The following is an 8,619-nucleotide window of genomic DNA, read 5'->3' as shown; positions in this document are numbered from 1 at the left end:
GCGACACTAGCTCAGTTGGTAGAGCGCAACCTTGCCAAGGTTGAGGTCACGAGTTCGAACCTCGTGTGTCGCTCCAGATTTAAAGCCCAGCATTTATGTTGGGCTTTTTCATACCTGCAGTTCCTGAATTTCAATTTAAATGAGTATTTGATCGATCTTGATGGTTAGAATCGCGGATAGCTTCGTTACAGACTTCAAACGTTCACTTTCTCAATGGACATTGAAGTAATCATCAGTTTACTTGGCTTGAATAGACAAAGAGCAGCGTAAAGCTGCTCTTTTTTATGTGTGAATGCCACCAATTAACTTTCTATGATGACTCGGGTGTCTTCACTGAGTGATTCAAGCTCATTCACCACATCATCAAGTTCAAGTTCACTTGGCAGTCTGATGGCCAGTTTTGCGCTGAATAAACTTGAGCTTATACCACCGCCGCCAGCGATGAATACGCGCTGACAGTCCATATCGAGGATAGAGATCCCTTGGCTATCAAGCACATGAGTGATCTCATTGACGATACCCGCCCGGTCATTGGCATCTAAGCGTAGCTGGAATATCGTTTCTTCACAGTGAGAGTGAGCGCCAGAGTCGACGAACTTCACTACTAGGGTTTGGCAAGCAGAAAACGCGTCTTTTACGGTGTCGACGTTTTCTTCAGGAAGCTCAATTTTGATCACGCCGGCGACTTGATCTTCAATGAAATTAACTTTACTTATCAACCATTTGCCACCATTTTCGTGTGTTACAGCTGCGAGCTGTTTGATGGTTGCAGGTGACGCCTGACCGACGAAATTTACGATAAATACAGTGTTCATAATGTCCCCTCATGGAGTAAGGTTTGGACGCGGCACGCATCTACGCAGCGCTTAAGCTATTGGAATAAGTCCTTTATTTCAGTGTAGGTGTTAGGAAGGGGTTATGTTTGATGAAGGTCAATTTTTCACAGTAATTCGTGAAGCAAATGATGAAAACAGTGTTCTGGGCACAAAAAAAGCAGCCAATTGGCTGCTTCTTTACATCACTTTTCTAGAACGTGACCTTCATTTCAACACCGTAGAATTGGCGATCGAAACTTGCACCGGCATCCAGCGCGAATTTCGCAGCATCTTGATTACCAAACCAAGGTGATGAACTAAATTGCAGTTCTGCACTTCCGCCCCAAGCGTCAGTTACCCAGTGATGAATGTGGCCAACAGGGTTAAGGAAGAACAGTGATACATCTCCCATTGTCTCCGAACCCATAACTTCACCACCATCGGCGATGATTGCTTGCTCAGTGCTTAGCATCATTTCACCCACAACAGCACCAAAGAACGGCGTGATGAAGATGTCCTGCCAAGAAGGGACTTCTGCAAAAGCTTCTACGCCGTATTCCCAGAAGAACGTGGACATGGTTGCTGAATATAAGAATGACTCAAATTCGTTGTAGCCAGCATGGCGAGCCGCGGTGTAGTAAACCCCGCCAAAATATGGGTGCATAATGTAGTTAAGGAAGTGCTCGTCTCGATCCCAAACCGGACCCGCAGAAACGTTATCTTTCCACTTGCTGCCTAACTTGCTCATGTCGCGATCTTCTTCGTCCCACTTCGTGATGCTTTCTGGCAGAAAGGTCATCAAACCGACAGTGGCAACACTCAATCCTAGAATCGTGTAGGTTTGCCCCATTAAGTAATCCCAATCTTTGTCCTGCGGAACAATGAGATGTTTTGGTTGCATACCCGCATCAAGATTAAGAGAATCATCATTATTTTGTTCAAAAGCGACACGACGATTTTGAGATTCGAAGGTGTACAGCGTGGTCGTTTCGCAGTAACCTGACAGACAATCAGGCGTGTAAGAAAACTCGATGTGATTGCTCAGGTCGTACTGATTTGCGTTTGCCGCAGCGGACGCTGTTAGAACAAGACCACAGAGCGTTTTCTTGAACATGGATGATTTTGACACAGAGGTCTCCGAGTTGTTAGTTTGATGATCGAACTCTCAATTATCTCCTAAAAGAACAGCCATTTAAATACTTGTCCTTGATTTAATCTCAACAAATTCGCATGAGAAATGAGTTGAATAATAAGAAAGTGATATAGGCCCCTCTTTATTGAAAGACGTTGTGCTTATTTTTTGGAGTCAGTGGTGAAAATAGCAATGCTTAGTACCGGTGAAGAGATTCTTCACGGTGATATTGTTGATACAAATGCAGCTTGGCTATCGAGCGTGTTTTATCAACATGGATTTGGCTTAACCAAACGCTCGACGGTTGGTGATAAGTTATCGAGTTTGATTGAAGAGCTCTTAATGCTCAGCTTTAACAATGACGTTGTGATTGTTAACGGCGGTTTAGGGCCAACTACCGATGACATGAGCGCTGCCGCAGCAGCAAAAGCGGCAGAGTGTAAGTTGGTATTATTCAAACAGTGGCTTGAGCAATTGGAAGCCATCTACGCTCGACGTGGCATCCCAATGCCAGACAGCAATTTGAAGCAAGCCATGTTACCGGAAACGGCCGTGATTTTAGATAACCCGATCGGTACGGCTTGTGGCTTTAAGATGTTGATTAATGATGCACTGTTTTACTTCACGCCAGGTGTTCCTAGTGAGTTTAAGCTCATGGCAGAAACACAAATTCTGCCAGACTTGAAAAAACACTATCCAGAAGTGGAAAGTGCGACATGCAGCCGTTTTTACACTTTTGGTCTTTCTGAGTCGGGTATTTCAGATAAGTTGGATCAAATGAAGCTGCCGCAAGGTTATGAATTTGGCTACCGCTCTTATTTGCCATTTATTGAAGTAAAGCTGTTTGGGCCTTCGAATCAAATAGAACAACGCACGAAGTTGATGCAGATCATCCATAAGCACCTTGAGGGGAATACCGTGAGTATCGATGTTCCGATGGTAGAGCATATTGGTCAGTTGCTGGTGGACAAGGCGCTTACGTTATCCGTGTCAGAGAAGAGCAGCGCAGGGTATTTAACCTACTGGCTCAATGGTAATGAAAATGCTGAAAGACAATTCGGCCACGGATGGGTGTTGTCTGGCCACAACCAGATGCTGATGGATGATGGCGATCCTCTTGCCGCTACGTTTGCTCTTGCAGGGGCAACGCGCGAGAAATGCGGAACAGAGTTAGCGTTGGTTACCGGAAAAATTGAAGACGGCGTGTTTTCCGTTGCGCTTTCCACTTCAACTGGAGAGTGGGGCGTGTTGTACAAGTTATCGAGAAAGTACTCACGCGATGATCAGGTAAAGGTGATCAGTGCCGCAGCGCTTGATATGTTGCGACGCTATTTAGAGCGAAAACCAATGTTTGGTCACTATGCGTTTTTGGAAAAAATGAAAGAGATGTTCATCCCAAGCAGTGTACTTTGAGCCACTTGCCAATTGCAGATAATAAAAAGCCAAGGCAATTGTCTTGGCTTTTTTGTATTCTTCAGGTTGAATTTATGCGCGTTTTTCTTTCATCGCGTAGTTCACACCCCTTAGCGAAATATTGGATTTCGCTTTGCAAATACAAGGCAGAATTTCGTCTGGCTGAGTATAAGCCATGGCAAAACCAACATACTCCACTTCGCCCGATTCCAGCGAACAACGACAAGCACCGCAGTGACCATCACGACAGTTGTATTCAGGCAATAAGCCCGCTTGTTCCATTGTCTCCAAAATCGTATTGGAAGGATTGGACTCAATACTGACGAGTTTGTTGATTTTGATGGTTGGCATTACAGCTCAAATCCTTCGAAGTCGTTTGCGCTTACTTCGTTGTCAATCTGACCAACTAAGTAAGAAGAAATCTCCGCTTCTTGTGGTGCTACCTGAACGTTATCCGATGATAACCAAGCGTTGATCCATGGGATTGGGTTGCTTGTTGCACCAGGGTATGCGATAGGTAGACCAACGGCTTGCATACGAATGTTGGTGATGTATTCAACGTACTGGCTCAGGATGTCTTTGTTCAGACCGATCATTGAACCGTCTTTGAATAGGTACTCTGCCCACTCTTTCTCTTGCTCTGCCGCTTGTTTGAATAGGTCAAAACACTCTTGTTTTGCTTCTTCTGCGATTTGCATAAACAAGAAGTCATCTTGGCCGTTACGTAGCAAGTTGATCATGTGCTGTGTGCCGCTCAAGTGAAGGGCTTCGTCACGTGCAATTAGCTTGATGATTTTCGCGTTACCTTCCATTAACTCACGCTCAGCGAAAGCAAAAGAACAAGCAAAGCTCACGTAGAAGCGGATAGCTTCTAGCGCGTTAACAGACATCAGACACACGTACAGTTTCTTTTTCAGATCGTACAGGCTGACTTTGACCGTTTCACCGTTGATAACGTGGTTACCTTCGCCGTAACGGTGGTAATCGTTTGTCGCTTGGATCAAGTCATCGTAATAGTGAGCGATGTCTTTCGCGCGCTTAAGGATGTGTTCGTTCTCAACGATGTCGTCAAATACTACGCTTGGATCATTCACGATGTTACGAATGATGTGCGTGTATGAACGAGAGTGAATTGTTTCAGAGAAAGACCAAGTTTCAATCCACGTTTCTAGCTCAGGTAGAGATACCAGAGGAAGCAGTGCTACGTTCGGGCTGCGACCTTGGATTGAATCTAGAAGCGTTTGGTACTTCAAGTTTGAGATGAAGATGTGCTTCTCATGATCTGGCAACTTGTTGTAATCGATACGGTCACTCGATACGTCTACTTCTTCTGGACGCCAGAAGAAAGACAGTTGTTTTTCAATCAGTTTTTCGAAAATTTCAAATTTTTGCTGGTCGTAGCGAGCAACGTTTACAGATTGACCTAGGAACATTGGTTCCTTTAGTTGGTCGTTTTTATTCTGATTAAAAGTACTGTAAGCCATAATGCCTCAATTCCTTTTAGACCTCCCCAAAGAGGGGAGGGTCGATAGTCTGTTTTATGGATTGTTAGGGTGGGGAAGATTAGATCTTACAACCGCCGCCAGCACAATCGTCATCTTGTGGTTGAACTGCGTCTTTTTGGTCATCTTTCGCACCATCACGAGTGTTATGGTAGTAAAGCGTCTTCACACCAAACTTGTACGCCGTCAGCAGGTCTTGAAGCAGTTTCTTCATTGGAACCTTACCACTCTCGTAACCTGATGGGTCGTAGTTTGTGTTAGCAGAGATTGCTTGGTCAATGAATTTTTGCATGATGCCCACAAGGTGCAGGTAACCATCGTTAGAACCAATGTTCCAAAGCAGTTCATAGTTGTCTTTCAGCTCAGTGAACTCAGGTACAACTTGCTTCAGGATACCGTCTTTCGACGCTTTTACTGACACGTAACCACGTGGTGGCTCAATACCGTTTGTCGCGTTAGAGATCTGAGAAGAAGTCTCAGAAGGCATAAGCGCGGTGAGTGTTGAGTTACGTAGGCCGTGTTCAACGATTTCTTGGCGTAGGCTGTCCCAGTCGTAGTGCAGCGGTTCGTCACAAATCAGGTCAACATCTTTTTTATAAGTGTCGATTGGCAGTAGGCCTTTCGCATAGTTCGTTTCGTGGAACGAAGGACACTTACCTTGTTCTTTGGCTAGTGCTACCGATGCTTTCAATAGGTAGTATTGAATCGCTTCGAATGTGCGGTGCGTCAGGCCATTTGCACTGCCGTCAGAGTACTTCACGCCGTTCTTCGCTAGATAGTAAGCGTAGTTGATCACGCCAACACCAAGAGTTCGACGGTTCATCGTTGACTTGTACGCAGCTGGCAGTGGGTAGTCTTGGTAATCAAGCAGAGCATCGAGTGCACGAACCACAAGCTCAGATAGTTCTTCTAAATCGTCTAGAGATTTGATTGCGCCAAGGTTGAACGCAGAAAGCGTACATAGTGCAATTTCACCAGAATCGTCTTCAACGTTAGTCAGTGGCTTAGTTGGCAGTGCAATTTCTAAACATAGGTTAGATTGGCGAACCGGCGCGACTTCAGAGTCAAACGGGCTGTGAGTGTTACAGTGGTCCACGTTCTGAATGTAGATACGACCAGTTGATGCACGCTCTTGCATTAGCAGCGTGAACATTTCGATTGCTTTAACCGTTTCTTTCTTGATTGAAGGATCGTTTTCATACTGAACGTACAGACGCTCAAATCGCTCTTGGTTCTCGAAGAATGCGTCGTAAAGACCTGGTACGTCGGATGGTGAAAATAGCGTAATGTTGCCACCTTCTACCAAGCGTTGGTACATTAATTTGTTCAACTGAACACCGTAGTCCATGTGACGAACGCGGTTCTCTTCAACACCACGGTTGTTCTTAAGCACCATCAGTGAGCGAGCTTCACCGTGCCATAATGGGTAGAACACCGTCGCTGCGCCACCACGAACACCACCTTGAGAACAACATTTTACTGCAGTCTGGAAGTATTTGTAGAACGGAATACAACCCGTGTGGAATGCTTCACCACCGCGGATTTCAGAACCTAGTGCACGGATACGACCGGCGTTGATACCGATACCCGCGCGTTGAGATACGTAGCGAACGATCGAGCTTGCTGTCGCATTGATAGAATCAAGGCTGTCACCACACTCGATCAGTACGCATGAGCTGAACTGACGAGTAGGCGTACGTACACCAGACATAATTGGTGTAGGTAGAGAAATCTTAAATGTTGATGTCGCGTCATAGAATCGCTTGATGTATTCAAGACGTGACTCTTTAGGGTATTTTGCGAACAGGCAAGCTGCCACAAGAATGTAAAGGAACTGAGCACTCTCGTAGATTGCGCCAGAAACACGGTTCTGAACGAAGTACTTACCTTCTAGCTGTTTTACGGCCGCATAAGAAAAATCGAGGTCGCGCTTGTGGTCAATGTACGCATCAAGTTCGTCCAATTCTTCTTTGGTAAAATCTTCCAGAATGTGGCTGTCGTACTTACCCATATCAACAAGACGAGACACGTGATCGTACAGCGCTGGTGGCTCATATTGGCCGTATGCTTTTTTACGCAGGTGGAACACCGCTAGACGTGCAGCTAGGTACTGGTAGTCTGGTGTCTCTTCAGAGATCAAGTCCGCCGCAGACTTAATCATCGTCTCGTGGATATCGGACGTGGTGATGCCTTCGTAAAACTGGATGTGCGCACGCAGTTCAACCTGAGAGACAGAAACGTTGTTCAAACCTTCGGCTGCCCATGTGATGACGCGGTGAATTTTTTCCAGATCGATACTTTCTTTGCGGCCATCACGCTTAGTGACGGTAAGTTTTTGGTTCATTCTGCTTTATTTCCCTAAGAAAACTGATAAAAGCCGTATTTTTGTTGGTTTATGTGCAAAACTTGTAAAATTTGCGGCGGCTTTGTGATCAAAGTCTATCTACATATTGTAGCTGAAACACAAGATGTAGGGGTTAAATTGTTTTCGGGTTACAAGATAGTGCTATTAACCTAAATTATCAAGGAACAGGTTTGGGATGACTTGTGGATAACTAGCGAAAAGAAAAAAATCAGTAAGTGTGCACTAACCGATGAGGAAAGGTCGGACTTGAATGGGAAAAAAAACGGTTTTGAGATCGGTTTATAAATAACCGCACGTAAAAATATTTTCCTTGATCTTTGATAATTTTTATTAGCGAAAAAAGTGAAAATGAAATGCGAATTTAAAGGATGGCTCACTGTAAATAAACGTTAAAAAGCGGTAGCCTTTAACCACCGCTTTTTCATTTTGTGTCGATATTGTTATCTACTGCAAGCCATTACGTTTAGTACTTTGTCGTATGCACAATGTAGTTTACACCCACATTGTGACCGAGCTTGTAGCTGTCATTAAGTGGGTTGTAATGCAACCCAGTAATGCCTATCTCTGTCAGGTCGGTTTGGTCAATCATTTTCATCATTTCAGCGGGTCTGATGAACTTTTCATGATCGTGTGTCCCTTCAGGGACAATCTTGAGCAGTTTTTCTGCACCGACAATCGCGAATAGGTAAGATTTCACGTTGCGGTTCAAAGTAGAAAAGAAGACGTGACCGCCAGGTTTGACTAATGCGGCACAAGATAGAATCACAGAGAGTGGGTCAGGGACGTGTTCTAACATTTCCATACACGTGACCACATCATAAGTCCCCGCGTTTTCTGCCGCATGGTCTTCAATGGTGCTGCGAATATAAGTAAGTTTTGTACCTGTCTCTAGGGCATGCAAACGAGCGACTTCTAGTGGTTCTTTACCCATATCTAAACCAGTAACGATAGCGCCTTCTTTCGCCATGCTCTCCGCCAAGATGCCGCCGCCACAGCCGACATCAAGAACTGTTTTGCCAAATAGACCATTGGCTTTATCTAGGACGTAGTTCAAGCGAAGCGGATTGATTTGATGAAGTGGTTTGAACTCGCCTTCTAAATCCCACCAACGAGAAGCCATCTCTTCGAATTTCTTAATTTCACTAGGGTCGACGTTTTGTGCTTTAGTCATGATAGTTATATCGCTTCGCTAATAGTCCTTTGGAATGCGGGATTATACTCCAATGGTACGATACGTTAAAACAGCTTCTTTTCTTACCATTACAGTAAGCAGCATTTTTGCCGCAGATTGGTGGAAATGTAGTCAGTTATCAGAAAGATATGGGATGAGTGTGCAAATTCTCTTCATTTGATGCTTAACCGAGCTCACAACCTGATAAAAGGAGCGGGAAA

The 8,619-nt window shown here is 44.8% G+C and carries 7 protein-coding genes and 1 tRNA gene; 2 read left to right on the top strand and 6 right to left on the bottom strand.

All coding sequences use genetic code 11. The features are described from left to right. Positions 1 to 76 (top strand) — tRNA-Gly (locus tag ACVA54_RS17190). 226 nt (positions 77 to 302) lie between these two features. Here the strand turns inward: ACVA54_RS17190 and ACVA54_RS17185 are convergent. Both ACVA54_RS17185 and ACVA54_RS17180 read right to left on the bottom strand, forming a co-directional pair. Continuing rightward, the gene (locus tag ACVA54_RS17185; protein ID WP_099081003.1) at positions 303 to 815 is read right to left on the bottom strand and encodes a glycine cleavage system protein R; all 513 of its coding nucleotides are present in this window, start codon (positions 813 to 815) and stop codon (positions 303 to 305) included. A 211-nt stretch (positions 816 to 1,026) separates the two neighbouring features. Then, positions 1,027 to 1,929 (bottom strand): DUF3943 domain-containing protein, encoded by a 903-nt coding sequence (locus ACVA54_RS17180; RefSeq protein WP_099080841.1) that lies wholly within the window; start codon positions 1,927 to 1,929, stop codon positions 1,027 to 1,029. A 198-nt stretch (positions 1,930 to 2,127) separates the two neighbouring features. On the opposite strand from ACVA54_RS17180, the gene ACVA54_RS17175 reads away from it, so the two are divergent. Then, the gene (locus ACVA54_RS17175; protein ID WP_446649778.1) at positions 2,128 to 3,360 is read left to right on the top strand and encodes a CinA family nicotinamide mononucleotide deamidase-related protein; all 1,233 of its coding nucleotides are present in this window, start codon (positions 2,128 to 2,130) and stop codon (positions 3,358 to 3,360) included. A 72-nt stretch (positions 3,361 to 3,432) separates the two neighbouring features. Here the strand turns inward: ACVA54_RS17175 and yfaE are convergent, their stop codons facing one another. The 4 genes from yfaE to ubiG all read right to left on the bottom strand — a co-directional run bounded on the left by yfaE (position 3,433) and on the right by ubiG (position 8,398). Further along, entirely contained in the window at positions 3,433 to 3,711 is a 279-nt protein-coding gene (gene yfaE / locus ACVA54_RS17170) for a class I ribonucleotide reductase maintenance protein YfaE (RefSeq protein WP_099080843.1), read from the bottom strand. Beyond that, positions 3,711 to 4,844 (bottom strand): class Ia ribonucleoside-diphosphate reductase subunit beta, encoded by a 1,134-nt coding sequence (gene nrdB / locus ACVA54_RS17165; protein WP_446649777.1) that lies wholly within the window; start codon positions 4,842 to 4,844, stop codon positions 3,711 to 3,713. The genes yfaE and nrdB overlap by 1 nt, the downstream gene beginning before the upstream one ends. Positions 4,845 to 4,923: 79 nt before the next feature. Beyond that, the gene (gene nrdA / locus ACVA54_RS17160) at positions 4,924 to 7,206 is read right to left on the bottom strand and encodes a class 1a ribonucleoside-diphosphate reductase subunit alpha (RefSeq protein ID WP_446615504.1); all 2,283 of its coding nucleotides are present in this window, start codon (positions 7,204 to 7,206) and stop codon (positions 4,924 to 4,926) included. Positions 7,207 to 7,690: 484 nt separating this feature from the next. After that, entirely contained in the window at positions 7,691 to 8,398 is a 708-nt protein-coding gene (gene ubiG, locus ACVA54_RS17155; RefSeq protein WP_119463580.1) for a bifunctional 2-polyprenyl-6-hydroxyphenol methylase/3-demethylubiquinol 3-O-methyltransferase UbiG, read from the bottom strand. Positions 8,399 to 8,619: the final 221 nt, after the last annotated feature.

This window comes from Vibrio sp. PNB23_22_6, from assembly GCF_052877535.1.
The sequence above is the reverse complement of the archived record's forward strand: the minus strand, read 5'-3'. Positions and strand labels throughout refer to the sequence as shown.